The sequence below is a fragment of the Bradyrhizobium sp. BR 10261 genome (genome assembly GCF_019455395.1).
Classification (GTDB): domain Bacteria; phylum Pseudomonadota; class Alphaproteobacteria; order Rhizobiales; family Xanthobacteraceae; genus Bradyrhizobium; species Bradyrhizobium manausense.
The window spans coordinates 1-18306 of the sequence record NZ_JACOFQ010000047.1; the positions used below are offsets into that span (position 1 = coordinate 1).

Here is an 18306-nt window from a genome sequence, read left to right on the forward strand (position 1 = left end):
TCGGACCGATCCCGAAGACCTCGACCGGCAAGATCCAGAAATTCCTGCTGCGCAACGAAGTTGGGTCGGCGAAGGCGATCTCGACCTAATTGGCGTCGGGTTCGCGGGCTGTCCAGCCTATAGTGTGCGGCCATACCCGCAAAGTCGCGATGCGCTACGCCTGGTAGGTCAATGTGTCTCCAGCTGCAGGCCGTCATAGGCCGGCACCACGCCTGCGGGCAGAGTCTGCCGGATCACCTCATAATCGACGTCCGCCGTCATGTTTGTGATCACCGCGCGCTTCGGCTTGAAGCGCTCGATCCACGACAAAGCGTCGTTGATGCTGAAATGGCTGACGTGGCTGGTGTAGCGCAGGCCGTCGACGATCCAGAGGTCGAGATTTTCCAGCGCGCCCCAGCTCTCGCGCGGGATGTCGTTGAGGTCCGGCGTGTAAGCGGCATCGCCGATACGATAGCCGAGCGCGGGAATGTTGCCGTGCTGGACCAGGAAGGCCGTCATCGTCACGGCGCCGCCCTTCCCCAGAATGGTCTGGCTCTCGCCCGCCTCGATCGAATGCCGTGTCAGGATCGGCGGGTAGTCGCTGCCCTCCGGCGAAATGAAGCAATAGGAGAACCGCGCCATGATGTCCTTGGCGGTCGACTGGTTGAAATAGGTCGGGATGCGGCGGCGCATGTGCATGACGACCGAGCGCAAATCGTCCATGCCATGGGTCTGGTCGGCGTGCTCGTGGGTCAGGAACACCGCGTCGATGTGGTCGACGTTGGTCGAGAGCAGTTGCTCGCGCAGGTCCGGCGAGGTGTCGATCACGATCCGCGTCGTGCCATGCTCGGACTTCCGCTCGACCAGCAGTGAGCAGCGACGGCGGCGATTCTTTGGATTGGTCGGATCGCATGCGCCCCAGCCGAGGGCGGGACGCGGAACACCGGCGGAGGAGCCGCAGCCCAGGATCGTCAGCGTCAGCGTCATGCGGCTCAGAACCTCAAGCTTTCACCTTGGAGAACAGGCGGAAGAAATTGTCGGTGGTCTGGCGAGAAATCTCGTCCAACGACACGCCGCGCGTTTCGGCCAGAACCTTGGCGACCTCGACCACATAGGCCGGCTCGTTGCGCTTGCCCCGGAACTTACCCGGCGCAAGGTAGGGCGAGTCTGTTTCAACCAGAACACGGTCAGCAGGAAGTTCGGCCGCAAGCGCGCGCAGCGTATCCGACTTCTTGAAGGTCAAGATGCCCGTGAAGCCGATATAGAGCCCGAGCGACACCGCCTTCAGTGCCAGCTCACGCCCGCCGGTGTAACAATGCAGCACGGCGCGAAACGATCCCTTCGCCGCCTCCTCTTCCAGGATGCGGGCGCAGTCCTCGTCCGCCTCGCGGGTGTGGATCACCAGCGGCAGGCCCGAGGCGCGCGCGGCGGCGATATGGGCACGAAAGCCCCTCGCCTGCGCCTCGGGCGAGCCGTCGTCGTAGAAATAGTCGAGCCCGGCTTCGCCGAGCGCGACCACCTTGGGATGCCGTGTCAGCGCGATCAGCTCGTCCGGCGAGATGCCGTCTTCCTCATCCGCGTTGTGCGGATGGGTGCCGACCGAGCAATAGACGTCGTCAAAACGCTCGGCGATGGCGAGAAGCTGATCGAGCTTTCGCACCCGTGTCGAGATCGTGACCATGCGGCCAATCCCAGCCGCGCGGGCACGCGACACGATCCCGTCGAGATCCTCCGCAAAGTCCGGGAAATCCAGATGGCAGTGACTGTCGACCAGCATCGTTACATGCGCCTCAGGCCGCCGGCTCGATGTAGCGCGGGAACGCCGGCGTCGGCGCTGGCAGCGTGGTGCCGGGCGCGATCCGCTTCTCGCCGCCGAGCATCGCGAAATTGCGCTCAGCCGCCGGGATACCGAGGCTGTCGAGCAGCAACCCTGATGCGGTCGGCATCGCCGGCTGGGCGAGGATCGCGATCTGACGCACGACTTCCGCGGTGACATAGAGCACCGTCTTCTGCCGGACCGGATCGGTCTTGGCGAGTGCCCATGGTGCCTCACCCGCGAAATAGCGGTTGGCTTCCGCGACCACAGCCCACACGGCGTTGAGCCAGTGATGGATCTGCTGTGTCGCCATGGCTTCGCGCGATGCGGCAATCATGCCATCGGCCATCGCCAGGATCGCCTTATCGTTGTCGCTGAACGCGCCAGGCTCCGGCAGCACGCCGCCGAGCTGTTTGGCGATCATCGACAGCGAGCGCTGCGCGAGGTTGCCGAGATCGTTGGCGAGGTCGGCATTGATGCGCGCGACGATGGCCTCGTGGTTGTAGTTGCCATCCTGGCCATAGGAGACCTCGCGCAGGAAGAAATAGCGCATCTGGTCGACGCCGTACTGGTCGGCGAGATTGAACGGGTCGACGACGTTGCCGACCGACTTCGACATCTTCTCGCCCCTGTTGAACAGGAAGCCATGGGCATAGACCCGCTTCGGCAGCGCAAGGCCGGCCGACATCAGGAAAGCCGGCCAGTACACGGCGTGGAAGCGGATGATGTCCTTGCCGATGATATGCACGTCGGCCGGCCAGTAGCGCCAGTTCTTATCGCTTTCGTCAGGGAAGCCTACGCCAGTGATGTAGTTGGTCAGCGCGTCGACCCAGACATACATCACATGCTCTTCGTTGCCGGGCACCTTCACGCCCCAATCGAAGGTGGTGCGCGAGATCGAGAGGTCGCGCAGGCCACCCTTGACGAAACTCACCACCTCGTTGCGGCGCGCATCCGGGCCGATGAATTCGGGATGGTCCGCGTAAAGCTTCAGCAGCTTGTCCTGATAGGCCGACAGGCGGAAGAAATAGCTCTTCTCCTCGACCCATTCGACCGGCGTGCCTTGCGGCCCCAGGCGTACGCCATCGTCGTTCAGGCGTGTCTCGTCCTCGGCGTAATAGGCCTCATCACGCACCGAGTACCAGCCCGAATAGATGTCGGCGTAGATGTCGCCATTCGCTTCCATGCGACGCCAGATCTCCTGGCTCGAGCGATGATGCTGCTCTTCGGTGGTGCGAATGAAGCGGTCGAACGAGACGTTCAGACGCTGGTCCATCTCCTTGAAGCGGTTGGCATTGCGGGTCGCGAGTGCGGACGGGGACAGGCCCTCGTTCTGCGCGGTCTGAACCATCTTCTGGCCATGCTCGTCCGTGCCGGTCAGGAAGAACACGTCCTTGCCGTCGAGCCGGGCGAAGCGCGCCAGCACGTCGGCCGAGATCGCCTCATAGGCGTGACCGATATGCGGGCTGCCGTTGGGATAGGCGATGGCGGTCGAGATGTAGAAGACATTGTCGCGGGCGGGTGCAGCAGCGACCACATCCGCTTTCGCTGCGGCCAGCGGCTTCGGCGCTTTGGATTTTGACACTTTGGGCTTCACCGTCTTCGGCGGCGTGGCGGCGGGTGCCGGCGCGGCGGCGGGCTCAGCCACCTTCGCCTTCTTGACTGCGTTCTTCGCAGGGGCCTTTGCTGGCTTCTTCGCCGCTTTCTTGGCGATGACCGGCCCATTGGCAGCCTTCTTGCTGGCCTTCTTTGCCGTCCTTGCAGCGCTCTTCTTCACGCCCTTCTTGGCGACGGCCTTCTTGGTCTTCTTGACCTTCTTGGCAGCCTTACGCGCCAGCGCCTTCACGGCCTTTTTGGCGGCCTTCTTTGCAGCCTTCTTGCTGCTCTTGCCCTTGGCGGCTTTCTTAGCGCGTGTTGCCACGACAAATTCCTTTACCGGCTTCTCGAATTTTGGAAACGAACTGCGTTAGGTTGTTATTCTGAGCATGCTCCTCTCGGAAAACCGCTACACACTTTTCCGGATCATGCTCTAGCGCGTTGCGTCCGCCAGCCAGCCGAACACCGAGAAAACCAAGGGCTTTCGCTCCAGATTGTAGGTTTCGGTGTCGCGCGCGGCGCGGACGATCTTTTCCCATACCTCGCTCAAGCGCGCAAGGCGCGGCAGGTTCTGGTTGGCATCGGCTTCGTCTGCATGCAGGCGCTCCGCGATCCAGCGATCGATGCCGTCGACGAAGGCGGCAAGGGCCACGCGGTCGCTGGTGCCGAGGGATTCACCAAGCGTGTGCAATTCACGCGGATCGACCTCCGGCAAGCGTGCCAAGAGCGCCGCGGTGCGCTGCTGGAGCTTAAGCGCATCGCCGCCGAGCAGCGTCAGCGCGCGCGAGACACTGCCCTCGGAGGCCTCCGCTGCCTCGCGCAGTGCCAAATCAGTCGGCGCGATGTCGGCGGCCGCAGCTGTTGCGGCAGTGACCTCCTCGGTCGTCAGTGATCGCAGACGCAGCTTGCGGCACCGCGACTGGATGGTGGCGAGCACGCGCGCCGGAGCGTGGCTCACCAAAAGGAACAGCGATCGCTGCGGCGGCTCCTCAAGGATCTTGAGCAGCGCGTTTGCCGCATTGGGATTGAGCTCGTCGACGGTGTCGACGACGCAGACGCGCCAACCTTCTGCTGCAGCCGTCGAGCCGAAGAATGCGATCGTCTCGCGAGTCTCGTCGACCGTGATGACCGTGCGCATCACACCACGGTCATTGGCGGTGCGCTCCAGCGTCAGCAGGCCTCCATGCGAGCCGGCTGCGACCTGTCGCGCCACGGCATCATCAGGATCAATGAAGAGATCTTCGGCGATCTGCACGGCCGTCGCCAGCGGTTGGCCATGGGCGAGCACGAAGCGCGCCATACGATAGGCCAGCGTTGCCTTGCCGATCCCTTGCGGCCCGCCAATCAGCCAGGCATGCGGGATACGCCCGCTGCGATAGGCGGTCAGCAGCGCCGCCTCGGCCTCGCGATGGCCGAACAGAAGGCTGGTCTCGCGGGGATGCGGGATAGCGCTCTCGCGCTCGGCCTGACGCGGGCTCATGCCGAGATCACCGAAGCCGGCGTCGGCAGGAGGCGTTCGCGCAGCGCGGACCAGACGCGACCGGCGACCGTATCGGGGTCGGAATTGGCATCGATCAGCACGCAGCGCGCGGGATCCTCGACGGCGATCTTGCGATAGGCCTCGCGCAGGCCCTGGTGGAAGGCGAGCTTCTCGCCTTCGAACCTGTCAGGCGTGCTGCTGCCGCGCCGCGCCGCCGCGCGCGCCAGGCCAATCTCGACCGGAAGATCGAGGATGAAGGTGAGATCAGGCTTGAGATCGCCGATTGTGACCCGCTGCATGGCGTTGATCAGTCCCGCGGGTACGCTGCCGAGGCTACCCTGATAGGCTCGAGTCGAGTCGGCGAAGCGGTCGCACAGCACCCAGACGCCTTGTTTGAGCGCAGGCTCGATCACGGTGTGGACATGGTCGTCGCGCGCGGCCGCGAATAGCAGCGTCTCGGCTTCGGGCCCGAGCAGCTTGCCCATCCCCGACAGCACCAGATGGCGCATGATCTCGGCGCCGGGCGAGCCGCCGGGCTCGCGCGTGACCAGGATCCGCAGTCTGGCCGCACTGAGACGCTCGGCCAGCTTCTTGATCTGGGTCGACTTGCCCGTCCCCTCACCCCCTTCAAAGGTGATGAAGCGTCCGCGCCCGGACGGCCGCTGTCCCGTGCTCTCACTCATGGTCAGAGCTTCTCGGCGCCTGCGCGGAACATGCCGATCACGAGCTCGCTGGCGCCGTCGATCGCACGCCGCATGGTCGAGCCGGTGCCGATCGATTCCGCCGCGTAGACCGGCGTTTCCACCGCAATATTGCCGCTGCGCCAGACCTTGACCACGCCGACCTGCTGGCCTTCCCGAACCGGCGCGCGCACGGGACCGCTATAGACGACGCGCGCGATCAGCTTGTCGCCGCCGCTCTTGTGCACCATCACCTTCACCGGCACTTTCGCAACCAGCTTCACCGAGCGACTCTCGCCCCCGAAGACCTTTGCGTAGCCGACCGGTTCGTCGGCCGCGATCAGGGTGCGGGTCTCGAAGTTGCGGAAGCCCCATTCCAGCATCTTCTTGGCTTCGGTGGCGCGATCTTCGGGGTCTTCGAGCCCGTTGACCACGACGATCAACCGCGTGCCGTTCTGCACCGCCGAGCCGACCATGCCATAGCCGCCTTCCTTGGTGTAACCGGTTTTCAGGCCGTCGGCGCCTTCCATCGAATTGAGCAAGGGATTGCGGTTCGGTTGGCGGATTTTGTTCCAGGTGAACTCCTTCTCGCCGAACAGTTTGTAGAACTCCGGGAAGTCCAGGATGATGTGACGCGCGAGCATGCCGAGCTCGCGCACCGTCATCTTGTTGCCGGGGTCGGGCAGGCCGTTGGAATTGGCGAAGGTCGACTTGGTCATGCCGAGCTCGCGGGCGCGCTTGGTCATGAAGTCGGAGGCAAAGATCTTCTCGTTGCCCGCGATGCCTTCGGCGAGCGCGATGCAGGCATCGTTGCCGCTCTGGATGATCGCGCCGTGCAGGAGGTCGTCGACCGAGACCTTGCTGTTGATGGCCGCGAACATGGTTGAGCCGCCCGAGGGCGCCCCGCCCCTGCGCCAGGCATTCTCGCTGATCCGGTATTCGTCGGTCAGCTTGATTTCGCCCTTCTTGATCGCGTTGAACACGACCTCCGCGGTCACGAGCTTCATCATGCTGGAGGGCGCGCGCAGCTCGTCGGCGTTCTTCTCGAACAGCACGCTGCCGCTGGAGGCCTCGATCAGGATCGCCGTGGGGGCATCGCCGTCAAAGCCGGCATCTTCGGTTTTCTTGGCGCCCTGGACGCTCTGGTTGGCGGCATAGAGCACCCCACCCCAGCCGAGGCTCACGGCGAGCGCCGCCGCGACCAGCCCGCGCGCCAGCGTTCCGGCTGTGAGCCGGGGATGGCGGAGCGGGATCAGATGAAATGCCATGGCGAAGCCCTGAGAGCGGCGTTCTAACAAACGGAACCGGTGCGAACAACACGAGGATCGTGTGCTTGCTCCGAGATTGCACGATTCTCGTCGCATCCCTATCGTGCCACCTCATGTTTCCCGACCAAACCCCTGAAACAAGGCGGAAAAGCGATGTCCACGACTCGTGTGATCAAGGCCAATGGGATCGACCTCTTCATCCGCGAAGCCGCCGGCCAGGGACCGCTGGTGGTGCTGTGCCATGGCTGGCCGGAACTGTCATATTCATGGCGACACCAGATCCCGGCACTGGCGGCCGCCGGCTTTCACGTCGTGGCTCCCGACATGCGCGGCTTCGGCCAGAGCGCGGCGCCGTCGGACGTATCAGCCTATTCGATCTTTGACTTGGTGGGCGATGTCGTCGGCCTGGTCCAGGCGCTCGGCAAGACCAGGGCGATGGTGGTCGGCCACGACTGGGGCGCGCCGGTCGCCTGGCATGCGGCTCTGTTCCGTCCGGACATCTTCACGGCCGTCGCAGGCCTGAGCGTGCCGCCGCCGTTCCGCGGACGCGGCAGGCCGCTCGAGCTGCTGCGGCAGGGCGGCATCACCAACTTCTACTGGCAGTATTTCCAGGCGCCCGGTGTCGCCGAGGCCGAGTTCGAGCAGAACGTCGCCCGCACCATGCGGATCGTGCTCGGCGGCCGCGGTCTTGCCGACCCCAATGCCGCGATGTTCGTGCAGGAGGGCAAGGGCTTTCTGGGCCATGCGACCGCCGACGAGCCGCTACCGGCGTGGCTGAGCGAGGACGATCTTGCTCATTTCGCCGAAAATTTCCGCAAGTCCGGCTTCCGCGGCGGGCTGAACTGGTATCGCAACATCGACCGCAATTGGGAGCTGACCGCGCCCTGGCAGGACGCGCAGATCCGCCAACCCTCGCTCTTCATCGCCGGCGCGCAGGATGCCGTCATCACCGGATTGATCGGTGCCAAGCGCGTCAACGAGCTGGAGCGCGTGCTACCCAATCTCACGCGAAAGATCATCATCGACGGCGCAGGCCATTGGGTGCAGCAGGAGCGGCCCGACGAGGTCAACGCCGCGCTGGTCAGATTCCTGCGCGAAGCGTCGTCACCCTCGGCGGCGCGCGATTAGTACAGGCCGCGGCCGGTCAGAATGCTGCGGGCCTCGGCTGCGCCGTCATCTGAGGCGGAAGGACCGCTGTCGGAGGCATAGCGGCCGTCCTGATCATAGGACACCTGGCGGACATTCTGGAGCGCCCGGCCCCTGCTGCGGCTCGAGGCCGACATCTCCGAGGTTGCGTTGATCGAGGCGACGTCCGCTGAGCTATTGCCGAGGCTATAGGGCCGCCCTTCCGGCATCGGGACTTCGCCCCTGATCGCACCGCGGTTCGACGAGGGCAGCTCGGGCACGAATGGCCGCGCCGAGGCGACCCGGACCATCGAGGGCGACGGCGCCGGCACGCCGGTGCGCAAGGTCGCCATCAGCTGGCGGTCATCCGAGCCTTCCAGCGGCGCCCGGCCGACATATTCGACGCGGACCCTGGCGACGCCATTGCCTTTGAATTCAAGCAAATCGGCGGCTTTGTTCGAGACGTCGATGAGACGGTTGCCGTGATAGGGACCGCGGTCATTGACGCGGACGATCAGCGACTTGCCGTTGGAGAGATTGGTCACCCGCGCATAGGACGGCATCGGCAGGGTCGGATGGGCTGCCGTCAGCGAGCCCATGTCGAAGACTTCGCCATTGGCGGTCAGACGGCCGTGGAAATCATCGCCGTACCAGGACGCCGTGCCCTCGGCCCGGTAGTTGACGTCCTCCTCCGGCACGTAGGTCCGGCCGGCGACGACGTAGGGCTTGCCGACGCGATAGGTGCCGCCGCCTTTGGGCACGGGCTCGCCCCAGGCCACGACTCGCGGGCTCGACGACACGCCGTATTTGGGATCGACCCGGCTGGCGAACTTGTTGGACGAGGCGCAATTGGCAAGCGCTAGGCAGGTGGCGACCGCCGCAACGCCTCGCGCGGCCCGCATCACCGAATCTGACCGTCGGATCCCCATTCGCCCCAAATACCATTTCGCCGGAGGCGAACCCAACCCGCTTTCCTGCGGGGGCGCCCTCCGGACGTCAAACTCCGAACGGCCCACCACCGTCCCGGAGACGGTAACGATAACGCAACCCGAACACGGCGGAAATGGGGAGCGCACAACCTACGCTCCGGGATGGTAAATAGGACGTTCGCAATTCTCCGTTTATCTACGGGGCGTGAGGACCGTGGCGCCGGCTCGTCTGTGCCAGTCCCGCACAAGCTGTTGCGCCAAAAGCTCACTCCACCCCCAATATCGTTGGCTTCACCGGAATTCTTTTGACTGTGCAAGGCTGCCCGCGTTTTCTCGCGTGCAGGGGCGGGATTGGAATTAACGATGATCGAGACGGTTTCGGCACTGATGGGTCTGGTAAGCGCGGGGATCTTCCTGGCCCATGCGTTTGAAGGCTACCGCACGAGGGCCTGAAGGCACTCGCGCGCGCGACATTGCATCACTTCTTCACAGCGGCGCGTTCGGACAATTTTAATCAATTCGATCGAGCATCGAGCATCGAGCATCGAGCATCGAGGACGAGAGCAGCAGGTGTCCCATGGGCAAACATGACCTCGTATCCGATGGCTTTCTGGCATTGACCGCAGGCGGTCTGGTCCTGCTCTGCTCGAGCCTCGTGGCGCTGGCCTTCGGCTAATCCTCCATCCCCCCTTTCGCTTTTTCAGATCGCGGCGCCATCGCATCGCTGTGACCCGCTCCCATTTAGTTGATTGAATTTTCGTGTTCGGCGCCTCGACCTAATTTCAAGAGGCCCCCACCAGCTAAGGTGACGAACATGCTCGCCGAGAAATTCATCCTGGTTCTGGAATCGCTGATCCGCGGCGGTCGGACCCATCCAGACGGAAGCCCCCGGGTCATCAGCACCTCTGCGCACGTCCCGGTGACGCTGCCGAGCCGGAAATAAGAAGCGACTTGCGCGCCCTTCAGCGTAAGCCCAACGGTGAGCCGCGATAGAAGCTGTCGCGCGCTTCAGTCAGGCAGACGAAGCTGCCGTCAAACCCGTGGCCATACAGCCTCTGTCCCTTGCGGTAGTAGACGCCCTTCTTGAAATCCAGCCATACCACCTTGTCGCCGGGGCAATGGCGCTGGGCCTGGTCCTCATAGCGAAACGGCGTCAGCGGCGTCGCCGAGACCGCCTTAGCGCCCACGCCGAAGATGATCGCACCCGAAAGCGCGACGTGACCTAAGCCCTTGCCAAAGCGGCTGCACAGCACTGCCCACCTCTCCCCGTTTTCCACCTCTACGATAGCATGAGACGACGCGAGCTCCAGGAGCCGACCCGGCGGGCCGTCTTTCTCCGGCCATCGGGGCGAGGTACATGGGGGCAGCGTCACCACCATCATCGGACATTGCATGTCGGTAGAGCCCGAAACCACCACCGGTCCCCGCCCGCCCTCGCCGCGCCTCGGCCTGTTGCCGATGATCATTTTCGGGTCCCGCTGGCTGCAGCTGCCGCTCTATCTCGGGCTGATCGTGGCGCAATGCGTCTACATCGTCCTGTTCCTGAAGGAGCTCTGGCACCTTTCCTCGCACGCGCTCGATCTCACCGAGCAGGAGATCATGATGAGCGTGCTGGCGCTGATCGACGTCGTGATGATCTCAAACCTGCTGGTGATGGTGATCGTCGGCGGCTACGAGACCTTCGTCTCCCGGCTCGACCTCCAGGGCCATCCCGACGAGCCGGAGTGGCTCGGCCACGTCAACGCCAGCGTGCTCAAGATCAAGCTCGCGATGGCGATTATCGGCATCTCCTCGATCGCGTTGCTGCGCACCTTCATCGAGGCCGGCAATCTCGGATCAAACCGCGCCAGCCTCACCGAGAGCGGCGTGATGTGGCAGGTGCTGATCCACATCACCTTCGTCGCGTCGGCGATCGGCATCGCCTTCGTGGACAGGTTCAGCGATACGACCACGCGCAAGCACCAGGAGTGAGGTGCTGGTCGACGTCAAGCCTGGCGCGAGGCGGATTCGAGCTGTGCCAGCGCCTGGTGCAGGCACTCCTGCATCTTCTGCGCAATCTGCTCGCGTGAAATGCCCTTCTCGGCGAGGTCGCTCGAGACCTTGTTGAGGGTCTCGTCCATCTTCGCCAGACCGTCGGTCACCAGCTTCGTCGCGTAAGCGGCGGCGGCATCGCCGCTGAGTCCGAGCTCGCCTGCGGCCCACAGCCCGAGCAGCTTGTTCGACCGGGCCGCAGCCTTGAACATGAGCTCCTCGTCATGGGCGAATTTGGCCTCAAAGCCCTGCTCGCGCTTGTCGAACGTGGTCATGGTCAGCTCCATTTGCGCTGTCACTGGGTGGGATCTGGATCGGGAGCGAACGTCTCCGTGGTTCTGTCATCTGAGGATCAATTGAATCTTCCGGCCGAAGGCGTTCGCCGTCAAGCGTCGCTTGCACGCCGATGGCAGCGTCAGGCCCGACCGGCCCGGCTGGCTAGACGATTTGCCGCATGGCCTCGGGGAGATCGAGAGCCGAAGCGTGAACAGAGAGCTTCGGGAATTTCGACGGCTTGAGGCGTGCGCCCCCGGACTGTCAGGCCTTTGCTGCAGCTGCCTCACGCGCCAGCCGCTCGGCCTTCAACCGCTCGCGATTGGCGTGAAACGCCTTCTGCGCCTCCTCATGGTCGCGCATGGCCTTCTCGGCCTCGATCCGGCGAGCCGCATCGCGCGCCTGGCGCTGTTCGGGTGTCAGGGGTTTGCGTCGGAAGGAAAGGTCTTCAGTCATGGCGAGGCAACGCGGCGCAGGGGAATAAGTTCCCATCGGACGCCGACCCGGTGCCGTTCCGAGGGCAGCTTGTTCGCCAAAATGTCGAAAACAACCCCATGCACAGTAGCGCGCGCGGCCCTGCGGCGGGGTGTTTGGTCGGATCCACCAGGGCCCTTTCCGGGCCGAAGTCAGCGCGGCCGCCTGCTCGGTCGAACGCAGGGATCTATGCCGGCAACAGACCCGCGGCGCGATAGCTCTCGATCACGCTGTCGAACAGGGCGATGTCCGCGCGGCTGCGCGCCATCAGCTGCGCGCCTGCGACGGCCGCGAAGATGGCGCGGGCGCGCGTCTGGCTCTGCTTCGGGCTGACAAGCTTCGCGGCGGACAGGACCTTGGCGAGCCACGCCACGTTGACGTCGGCGAAAGCCTGCACCTCCGTCTTCACCGCATCCGGCAGGTCGTCATATTCGGCGGCCATGAAGCTGCACATGCAGATGCGGTTATCCCGCGTCAGCGCGGTGCGAAACACCTGCGGATACCGGCTCAGGCTTTGCCTGGGATCACCGCTTTCGGCCAGCATCGCCTCGAGCTCCGCCGCGGTGTCCTCCCAATAGCGCCGCGCCACTGCAGCACCGAGTTCGGCTTTGCTCGGGAAGTGGTGATAGATGCTGGCGGCCTTGATGCCGACCTCCGCGGCAAGGTCGCGAAAGTTCAGGCCGCCATAGCCATGGGCCTGCGCGGTGCGTTTGGCCGCCGCCAGGATCGCCTCTTTGGCATTCGAACTCATGGGTTCTTTCATCACCAATCCGTTAGCCTACCAAGTGACAGATAGGCATTGACCGGATAAAGCGCAAAGCTTAAGGTCTCCCTACCAAGTGACAGGTAGGCAATAAGGAGGGCATCGATGAAGATCTACGACTTTCCGACCGGCCCCTATCCCGCCCGCGTCCGCATCGCGCTGGCCGAGAAGAAGCTGCAGTCCCGCGTCGAATTCCTGCTGGTCGATTTGCGTAAGGGTGAGCATAAGCGGCCCGACTTCATCGCCAGCAAGAACTACTCGGGCACCCTGCCCGTGCTCGAGCTCGACGACGGCACGCTGATCGCCGAGTGCACAGCCATCACCGAATATCTGGACGCGTTCGACGGCGCGCCCACCCTCACCGGCACGACGCCGCGCGAAAAGGGCGTGATCCACATGATGAGCAAGCGCGCGGAGCTGGAGCTGCTCGACGCCATCAGCATCTACTTCCATCACGCCACGCCCGGGCTCGGACCTCGGGTCGAGATCTACCAGAACAGGGAATGGGGCCTGCGCCAGCGCGACAGGGCGATCAGGGGAATGCACTATTTCGATTCAGTGTTGCGGCAGCAGCCCTTCGTTGCCGGCGAGGCCTTCTCGATGGCCGACATTACCGTGATCGGCGGGCTGATCTTCGCGAAGCTCGTTCAGCTGCCGGTGCCCGGCGAATGCGAGGCACTTTCCGCCTGGTATAAGAGAATGCAGACGCGGCCGAGCGTGCGGGATCAGCTGGCGCTGGCGCCGCCGCCGCGGGACGCTGCGGCTTAGACTTGGCACGCTTGCTCAGCGCCGTGAGGAAAGACGACCCCGGGCCAGGGGAAGAACCCAGGGCTGGGCCGCTCTGGACTATGTGTTGGATAGCCTCATGCGCCGAGGACGCTATTTTGAGTTCAAGGTGGTGACCGGCCGCCAAACTGTCGGCTCATTCTCCAGGAGCTCCCTGCAACGCGCGAGCATTGCCTTCGCCGGAATATCCTGCGGCTGATCCAGCAGCACCGTCTCGAAATCAACGATCGCGCCCTCGAGATCGCCGCTACGATATTTGGCAAGGCCGTGCTCGTAGCGCGCGATCCACGTTGCGGCCTGGCGCTCTGCGTCAGCCTTGCCCGCCAGGCCGATCAGTTCATGGACAGCGATCCCCTCTTCGCGGCCATAGACTGCGATGCTGTCGATCTCGCGTGTGACAATGGCACCACGCGCAAGGCGCTCGGTTGCCTCGCCGATCAAGATTTCCGTGCCATAGCTCTTGTTGGCGCTTTCCAGGCGGCTTGCCACGTTCACGGCGTCGCCGATCACGGTGTAGTTCAGCCGCAGCTCGGAGCCGATATTGCCGACCAGCATGCGGCCGGAATTGATGCCGATGCGGATCTGCAGAGGATGGCCGAGATCGTCGGTGAGGCCGGAATCCGCGATGGCGCGGCGGATGCCGAGCGCGGCGCGGCAGCAGCGCTCCGCATGATCGGCTTGCGGCTGCGGCGCGCCCCAGAACGCCATCACGGCATCGCCGATGAACTTGTCGATCGTCCCGCCATCGGCGACGACGACTTCAGAGGCAAGATCGAGATAGCGCGATAGCAACGGCACGACGCGGTCGCCCATACGCTCCGAAAGGCCGGTAAAGCCGGCCACGTCCACGAACAGCACGCTCAATTCCTCGATCGCGCCGCCGGGTTTTGCCTCGACACCCTGGCGCAGCAGCGCCCGGACGAGATCGGCCGGGATGAATTTGCGGAATGCCGAAAGGCCGGCTGCCATCTCCGCGATCGCACCCGACAGGCTCGCAATCTCCTTCAGCCGCGAGGGATGACGGCGCACCAGTTCCAAGGCAAAGGTTTCGACATGGCGGATCTCGCCGACGACGCGGGAGAGCGGCGCCGCGATCACTTTGCGCGCGAGCAAGGCGGAGGCGAGAGCCGCAAGCACTGCGCCGACAGCGAGGCCGAGGATCAGGCGCCGTAACGTCGTCTCGACAGGACCGAGAAACTCGGCCTCCGGAATGATGGTGGCGAGCCGCCAGCCGGGAAACGGCAGCGGCGTGAGGGCGAACTCGTAGGCGGCACCGTCGGAAGCAAGCCGGCTACGCCAGCTGTCCTTGCCGCTGCCGGCCTGGGCCAGCGCCTTCTGCGCCAGCGGCAGCAACTTCTGGTCACCGTGCGCGGGATGCAATTCATCGGCGTCCTTGTCGGGCGCGGCGACCAGTTCGCCGCCGCCATCGAAGATGAAGGCTGTTCCGGTGCGCCCGACCTCGAGCTGGGCAAGGAAGCGCGCCAGGCGGGTGTATTCGATCATGATGGCCAGGACGCCCTGGCGCTCCTGATAGACGTCGATCGGACCTGCAAAGGCGATCGACGGACGCTCCCCGATCGGATGGTCCGTGACCTTGAACCATGCGGGCTCTTCGGCCTTCAGTCCGGTCTTGAACCAGGTGCGATCGGCCACGCGGAAATCGGTCGGCTCGAAACGACGGTTGGCAAATTCGATATCGCCGGGCACGACATCGTATTCGTCGATGCGGCGCTGGCCGGCATGATCGGTGAGCGAGATCTCCATCATCTCCATGCGGCCGTCGCCGAGCTTGTGGGCGGCAAAGAACGCGCCGTCGGGCCAGCCGAACGCGACCCAGGAGATCGTCGCCTGCGATTGCAGTTGAGACAGAAACACGAATTCGCGCTTGTCGGCCTCGCGGGTATCGAGGACGTTTTGCAGGAAAAGTGTGCGGATGGCGGTGTGCGCCGCGCGCGCTTCGTCGACGATCGCCCCGACCTCCTTGCGAACGGCGGCGACGATTTGCTCATTGATGGTCGAGGCAAGTTGCCGGCTGGTCGCCTCTGCCGTGCGCCACCACAGGAGGCTGGACAAGGCTGCGGTCAAAAGGATCGCGGTCAGAACCAGCGCCGACACGGCGAGACGGATGCTGATCGTCAACCGCCGCAGCGCCTGGCCTGATGTCACGCGTCGGTGGCTGGCGTCCATGACTTGATCCGGCGGGTTGAGGAGGCGAACTGCTAACCTTCTTCGCAGGCCCGCAGCCGTTCGTTACTTCTCGCAGATGCCAGCAGTCCCGGCCAATGCGCGCCGGCTAAGGTCTCCATAGAGACTAGGCATTGGAACTATCTCTCCACCTGCCGCTAACTCGCCGCCCAAGCGCACGACGTCGTGCGCCTCATCCGACAGTCTCACCAACTCGTGAGCGGCTTTTCCGGTAACGCCGGCTGCGGCGAGGACGAACGAGACACCGGGCCCACTGCCCTACTTCCAGAGGAGAGATCTCATGTCTGCCAAGACCACCATCAGTTCGCTCGTACTCGCCGGCGCCGTCTCCACCGCACTCGCAACCCTCGCCTCCGCCGCTCCCCTGACCAAGGCCGAGGCCGATGCTGCCATCGCAGCCAAGAAGGAAAAGTGCTTCGGCGTGGCCCTGAAGGGCCAGAACGATTGCGCCGCCGGACCGGGCACGACCTGCCAGGGGACTTCGACCGTCGATTTCCAGGGCAACGCCTGGAAATTCGTGCAGGGCGGCACCTGCACCAGCATCGATCTGCCTGGCGGCAAAAAGGGCTCGCTCAAGCCGGTCTGAGGCAAGGCGGCATCAATGCAAACAGCGCGGAGGAGCGACATGGACGCAACCATCAGAGCCCGGACGTCTGCGGCCGTCCCCCTCCGCTTTTCGCCTCCCGTCGGCGGCGTCGCCGGCACGAGCTTCAAGCCCGAGCATCTCACCGCAATTCTCGACGAGGGTCCGCAACGCGGGTTCTTCGAAGTCCACGCCGAGAATTACATGGGCGCGGGTGGACCGCCGCACCGGATGCTGGAGCGGTTGCGGCGCGATCATCCGCTCTCGCTGCACGGCGTCTGCATGTCGATCGGCGGACCCGCGCCGCTCGACCGCGCCCATCTGGCACGCTTTCGCGGCCTCGTTGCGCGCTATCAGCCCGCCCTTGTCTCCGAGCACCTGGCATGGTCGACACACGATACCAGCTTCTTCAACGATCTCCTGCCATTGCCCTACAACAAGGCGACACTCACTCACGTCTGTGACCATATCGACGAGGTGCAGGAGGCGATCCGGCGGCCGATCCTGCTGGAAAATCCGTCGACGTATGTAGCGTTCCGCAACTCCACGATGTGCGAAACCGACTTCATCCGCACCGTCGCCGAGCGTACCGGCTGCGGCCTGCTGCTCGACATCAACAATGTCTTCGTGTCCGCGGCCAACCACTGTTTCCCGGCACTGCAATATCTCGACGACTTCCCTTTGGCGCGCGTCGGCGAAATTCACCTTGCCGGCCACGCCGAGCAACGTGACGAAGGCAAGCTGTTGCTGATCGACAGCCATGATGGTCCGGTCGCGGACGCGGTCTGGAAGCTGTTCGAGATCGTGATCGGGCGCTGCGGCCCCGTTCCGACGCTGATCGAATGGGACAGCAATATTCCGGATTGGCCGGTCCTGAAGGCCGAGGCCGCGGCGGCACAGACGATCCTGGATCGTCATGTCGGGAGGCTTCGTCATGCAGCCTGAACCGCACGCCTCCTACGCGGCCGCGTTCGCGCCTGCCTTGCTCGATCCTGTGAGCGAGGTCCCCAGCATCGTGACCGGGCCGTGCGGCAAGCCGGCGGTCACGTGCTACAACGTCTATCGCAACAACGTCACGGTCAGCCTGATCGACGCGCTCGCCTCGATCTACCCGGCCGTGCAGCGCCTGACGGGTGCAGAGTTTTTCCGCGCCATGGCGCGTTTCCATGTCCGAGAAACCCCGCCGAACTCCCCGTTGCTGTTCGACTACGGCCGCGATTTTCCCGCCTTCATCGAACGCTATGAGCACGCTCAATCGCTGCCCTGGCTCGCCGATGTCGCCCGGATCGAGCGGGCGTGGCTTGACGCCTATCACGCCGCTGACAGCGCGCCGCTTTTGCCATCCGCATTGGCCACCATCGCGCCCGACCGTTTTGCCAGCCTCGTCTTCACGTTGCATCCGGCGACGCGCGTGGTGCGCTCGCCTTACGCGGCGGTGACCATCTTTGCCGCCAACCGCGGCACCGAGTCTGCTGACGGCATCGACGCATCCTTACCAGAAGATGCCCTGATCACGCGGCCGGACGTCGACGTCGTGGTGCAACTGCTCCCGCCCGGCGGTGCGGTCTTCCTGACTTGCCTGATGTCGGGATGCATGCTGGCAGAAGCCGCCGCGGCGGCGCTGGAAGACGCACCCGACTTCGATCTCGCCACCAACATCGCCGGCCTGTTCGAGGCGGGCGCCTTCGCCTCGCTGACGTCTGGAGACGCAAGATGATCTCGGAACAACGTATCGCGCCTGCAACTGCCCTGCCCTCTATCGGCGTGCTCGTCGACAGGGCCAATGGTCTTGTCCAGGCGATTGCGACCCCATCCATAGTGCAGCTCGCACTGCGCCTGGCATTGGCGGTCCCGTTCTGGCGTTCGGGCATCCTCAAATGGACCGGCTTCTTGAAGTTGAGCGACGTTGCGGTGACGCTCTTCACCGATGAATTCATGCTACATCTGCCCGGCGGCCCCTATCATTACCCGAGCCCCGCGACGATGGCCTTCCTGTCCGGCTGCGGCGAGATCATGTTTCCGGTCCTGCTGGTGCTCGGCCTCGGCACCCGCTTTGCCGCACTCGGGCTCCTGTTCATGACCGTCATTGTCGAGCTCACCGTGCCCGACGGCTGGCCGGTCCACATCACCTGGGCCGCAATGGCGCTCGGCATCATGGCCTATGGACCGGGACGCATCTCGCTCGATCATTTGCTTTGCCGGTTTGTGATGCGTCACGACAGATAGCGCGGGGACGCCCTTCAGCCTACGCATCCATACCAAACGAGAGGACGTCCGTGGTCACATCACCACGGACGTCCTCTCGTTGGGGTAAGCGC

Annotated in this window: 19 protein-coding genes; 7 read left to right on the forward strand and 12 right to left on the reverse strand. The window is 64.3% G+C overall.

The annotated features are described in order from the left end of the window. Positions 1–168: 168 nt before the first annotated feature. From HYH07_RS33985 to HYH07_RS34010, 6 genes are all read right to left on the reverse strand, one after another. Positions 169–966 (reverse strand): MBL fold metallo-hydrolase, encoded by a 798-nt coding sequence (locus HYH07_RS33985; RefSeq protein WP_057755055.1) that lies wholly within the window; start codon positions 964–966, stop codon positions 169–171. Positions 967–979: 13 nt separating this feature from the next. Continuing rightward, a complete protein-coding gene (locus HYH07_RS33990) occupies positions 980–1756 on the reverse strand; it encodes a TatD family hydrolase (RefSeq protein WP_220006554.1) in 777 nt (258 codons plus the stop codon). Positions 1757–1769: 13 nt separating this feature from the next. After that, a complete protein-coding gene (metG, locus tag HYH07_RS33995) occupies positions 1770–3716 on the reverse strand; it encodes a methionine--tRNA ligase (protein ID WP_220006555.1) in 1947 nt (648 codons plus the stop codon). 108 nt (positions 3717–3824) lie between these two features. Beyond that, positions 3825–4871: a DNA polymerase III subunit delta' gene (locus HYH07_RS34000; protein WP_220006556.1), complete on the reverse strand. Its 1047-nt coding sequence runs from the start codon at positions 4869–4871 to the stop codon at positions 3825–3827. Next, positions 4868–5554 carry a dTMP kinase gene (gene tmk, locus HYH07_RS34005; protein ID WP_220006557.1) on the reverse strand — a complete coding sequence of 229 codons (687 nt, stop codon included), beginning with the start codon at positions 5552–5554 and terminating at the stop codon, positions 4868–4870. The genes HYH07_RS34000 and tmk overlap by 4 nt, the downstream gene beginning before the upstream one ends. A gap of 2 nt (positions 5555–5556) precedes the next feature. Continuing rightward, a complete protein-coding gene (locus HYH07_RS34010) occupies positions 5557–6819 on the reverse strand; it encodes a D-alanyl-D-alanine carboxypeptidase family protein (protein ID WP_220006558.1) in 1263 nt (420 codons plus the stop codon). A gap of 153 nt (positions 6820–6972) precedes the next feature. Here HYH07_RS34010 and HYH07_RS34015 point away from each other — a divergent pair, with 153 nt between their 5' ends. After that, positions 6973–7947, forward strand: coding sequence for an alpha/beta fold hydrolase (locus tag HYH07_RS34015; RefSeq protein WP_220006559.1), 975 nt, complete (start codon positions 6973–6975; stop codon positions 7945–7947). On the opposite strand, the gene HYH07_RS34020 is transcribed toward HYH07_RS34015, so the two are convergent. Then, positions 7944–8846: a septal ring lytic transglycosylase RlpA family protein gene (locus HYH07_RS34020; RefSeq protein WP_220006560.1), complete on the reverse strand. Its 903-nt coding sequence runs from the start codon at positions 8844–8846 to the stop codon at positions 7944–7946. The genes HYH07_RS34015 and HYH07_RS34020 overlap by 4 nt on opposite strands. 989 nt (positions 8847–9835) lie before the next feature. Then, positions 9836–10126, reverse strand: coding sequence for a hypothetical protein (locus tag HYH07_RS34025; protein ID WP_220006561.1), 291 nt, complete (start codon positions 10124–10126; stop codon positions 9836–9838). Positions 10127–10265: 139 nt separating this feature from the next. Between HYH07_RS34025 and HYH07_RS34030 the strand changes: the two genes are divergently transcribed. Then, positions 10266–10844, forward strand: coding sequence for a TIGR00645 family protein (locus HYH07_RS34030; RefSeq protein ID WP_220006562.1), 579 nt, complete (start codon positions 10266–10268; stop codon positions 10842–10844). 14 nt (positions 10845–10858) lie between these two features. Here the strand turns inward: HYH07_RS34030 and HYH07_RS34035 are convergent, their stop codons facing one another. The 3 genes from HYH07_RS34035 to HYH07_RS34045 form a co-directional block, all read right to left on the reverse strand. Continuing rightward, positions 10859–11179: a DUF1476 domain-containing protein gene (locus HYH07_RS34035; protein ID WP_220006563.1), complete on the reverse strand. Its 321-nt coding sequence runs from the start codon at positions 11177–11179 to the stop codon at positions 10859–10861. Positions 11180–11441: 262 nt separating this feature from the next. After that, a complete protein-coding gene (locus HYH07_RS34040) occupies positions 11442–11633 on the reverse strand; it encodes a hypothetical protein (protein WP_057756667.1) in 192 nt (63 codons plus the stop codon). 205 nt (positions 11634–11838) lie between these two features. Beyond that, entirely contained in the window at positions 11839–12402 is a 564-nt protein-coding gene (locus HYH07_RS34045) for a TetR/AcrR family transcriptional regulator (protein WP_220006564.1), read from the reverse strand. A 117-nt stretch (positions 12403–12519) separates the two neighbouring features. On the opposite strand from HYH07_RS34045, the gene HYH07_RS34050 reads away from it, so the two are divergent. Beyond that, complete coding sequence (locus tag HYH07_RS34050) at positions 12520–13182, forward strand: glutathione S-transferase (RefSeq protein ID WP_220006565.1); 663 nt, start codon at positions 12520–12522, stop codon at positions 13180–13182. A gap of 111 nt (positions 13183–13293) precedes the next feature. Here the strand turns inward: HYH07_RS34050 and HYH07_RS34055 are convergent, their stop codons facing one another. After that, a complete protein-coding gene (locus HYH07_RS34055) occupies positions 13294–15387 on the reverse strand; it encodes an adenylate/guanylate cyclase domain-containing protein (protein ID WP_220006566.1) in 2094 nt (697 codons plus the stop codon). A 298-nt stretch (positions 15388–15685) separates the two neighbouring features. Here HYH07_RS34055 and HYH07_RS34060 point away from each other — a divergent pair, with 298 nt between their 5' ends. From HYH07_RS34060 to HYH07_RS34075, 4 genes are read left to right on the forward strand one after another with little or no spacing between them, the layout of a single operon-like run. Then, positions 15686–15991: a DUF2282 domain-containing protein gene (locus HYH07_RS34060; RefSeq protein ID WP_220006567.1), complete on the forward strand. Its 306-nt coding sequence runs from the start codon at positions 15686–15688 to the stop codon at positions 15989–15991. A gap of 39 nt (positions 15992–16030) precedes the next feature. Then, a complete protein-coding gene (locus tag HYH07_RS34065; protein WP_220006568.1) occupies positions 16031–16933 on the forward strand; it encodes a DUF692 domain-containing protein in 903 nt (300 codons plus the stop codon). Further along, the gene (locus HYH07_RS34070) at positions 16923–17705 is read left to right on the forward strand and encodes a DNA-binding domain-containing protein (RefSeq protein ID WP_220006569.1); all 783 of its coding nucleotides are present in this window, start codon (positions 16923–16925) and stop codon (positions 17703–17705) included. The genes HYH07_RS34065 and HYH07_RS34070 overlap by 11 nt, the downstream gene beginning before the upstream one ends. Beyond that, positions 17702–18214, forward strand: a complete 513-nt coding sequence (locus tag HYH07_RS34075) for a DoxX family protein (RefSeq protein ID WP_220006570.1) — start codon at positions 17702–17704, stop codon at positions 18212–18214. The genes HYH07_RS34070 and HYH07_RS34075 overlap by 4 nt, the downstream gene beginning before the upstream one ends. Positions 18215–18306 lie beyond the last annotated feature (92 nt).

Bases quoted from the DNA above. Each gene is read 5' to 3' on its own strand.
- HYH07_RS33985 (WP_057755055.1), bottom strand. From the start codon at position 966: ATGACGCTGACGCTGACGATCCTGGGCTGCGGCTCCTCCGCCGGTGTT.
- HYH07_RS33990 (WP_220006554.1), bottom strand. From the start codon at position 1,756: ATGCTGGTCGACAGTCACTGCCATCTGGATTTCCCGGACTTTGCGGAG.
- HYH07_RS34000 (WP_220006556.1), bottom strand. From the start codon at position 4,871: ATGAGCCCGCGTCAGGCCGAGCGCGAGAGCGCTATCCCGCATCCCCGC.
- tmk (WP_220006557.1), bottom strand. From the start codon at position 5,554: ATGAGTGAGAGCACGGGACAGCGGCCGTCCGGGCGCGGACGCTTCATC.
- HYH07_RS34010 (WP_220006558.1), bottom strand. From the start codon at position 6,819: ATGGCATTTCATCTGATCCCGCTCCGCCATCCCCGGCTCACAGCCGGA.
- HYH07_RS34015 (WP_220006559.1), top strand. From the start codon at position 6,973: ATGTCCACGACTCGTGTGATCAAGGCCAATGGGATCGACCTCTTCATC.
- HYH07_RS34020 (WP_220006560.1), bottom strand. From the start codon at position 8,846: ATGCGGGCCGCGCGAGGCGTTGCGGCGGTCGCCACCTGCCTAGCGCTT.
- HYH07_RS34030 (WP_220006562.1), top strand. From the start codon at position 10,266: ATGTCGGTAGAGCCCGAAACCACCACCGGTCCCCGCCCGCCCTCGCCG.
- HYH07_RS34035 (WP_220006563.1), bottom strand. From the start codon at position 11,179: ATGACCACGTTCGACAAGCGCGAGCAGGGCTTTGAGGCCAAATTCGCC.
- HYH07_RS34040 (WP_057756667.1), bottom strand. From the start codon at position 11,633: ATGACTGAAGACCTTTCCTTCCGACGCAAACCCCTGACACCCGAACAG.
- HYH07_RS34045 (WP_220006564.1), bottom strand. From the start codon at position 12,402: ATGAGTTCGAATGCCAAAGAGGCGATCCTGGCGGCGGCCAAACGCACC.
- HYH07_RS34050 (WP_220006565.1), top strand. From the start codon at position 12,520: ATGAAGATCTACGACTTTCCGACCGGCCCCTATCCCGCCCGCGTCCGC.
- HYH07_RS34055 (WP_220006566.1), bottom strand. From the start codon at position 15,387: ATGGACGCCAGCCACCGACGCGTGACATCAGGCCAGGCGCTGCGGCGG.
- HYH07_RS34060 (WP_220006567.1), top strand. From the start codon at position 15,686: ATGTCTGCCAAGACCACCATCAGTTCGCTCGTACTCGCCGGCGCCGTC.
- HYH07_RS34065 (WP_220006568.1), top strand. From the start codon at position 16,031: ATGGACGCAACCATCAGAGCCCGGACGTCTGCGGCCGTCCCCCTCCGC.
- HYH07_RS34070 (WP_220006569.1), top strand. From the start codon at position 16,923: ATGCAGCCTGAACCGCACGCCTCCTACGCGGCCGCGTTCGCGCCTGCC.
- HYH07_RS34075 (WP_220006570.1), top strand. From the start codon at position 17,702: ATGATCTCGGAACAACGTATCGCGCCTGCAACTGCCCTGCCCTCTATC.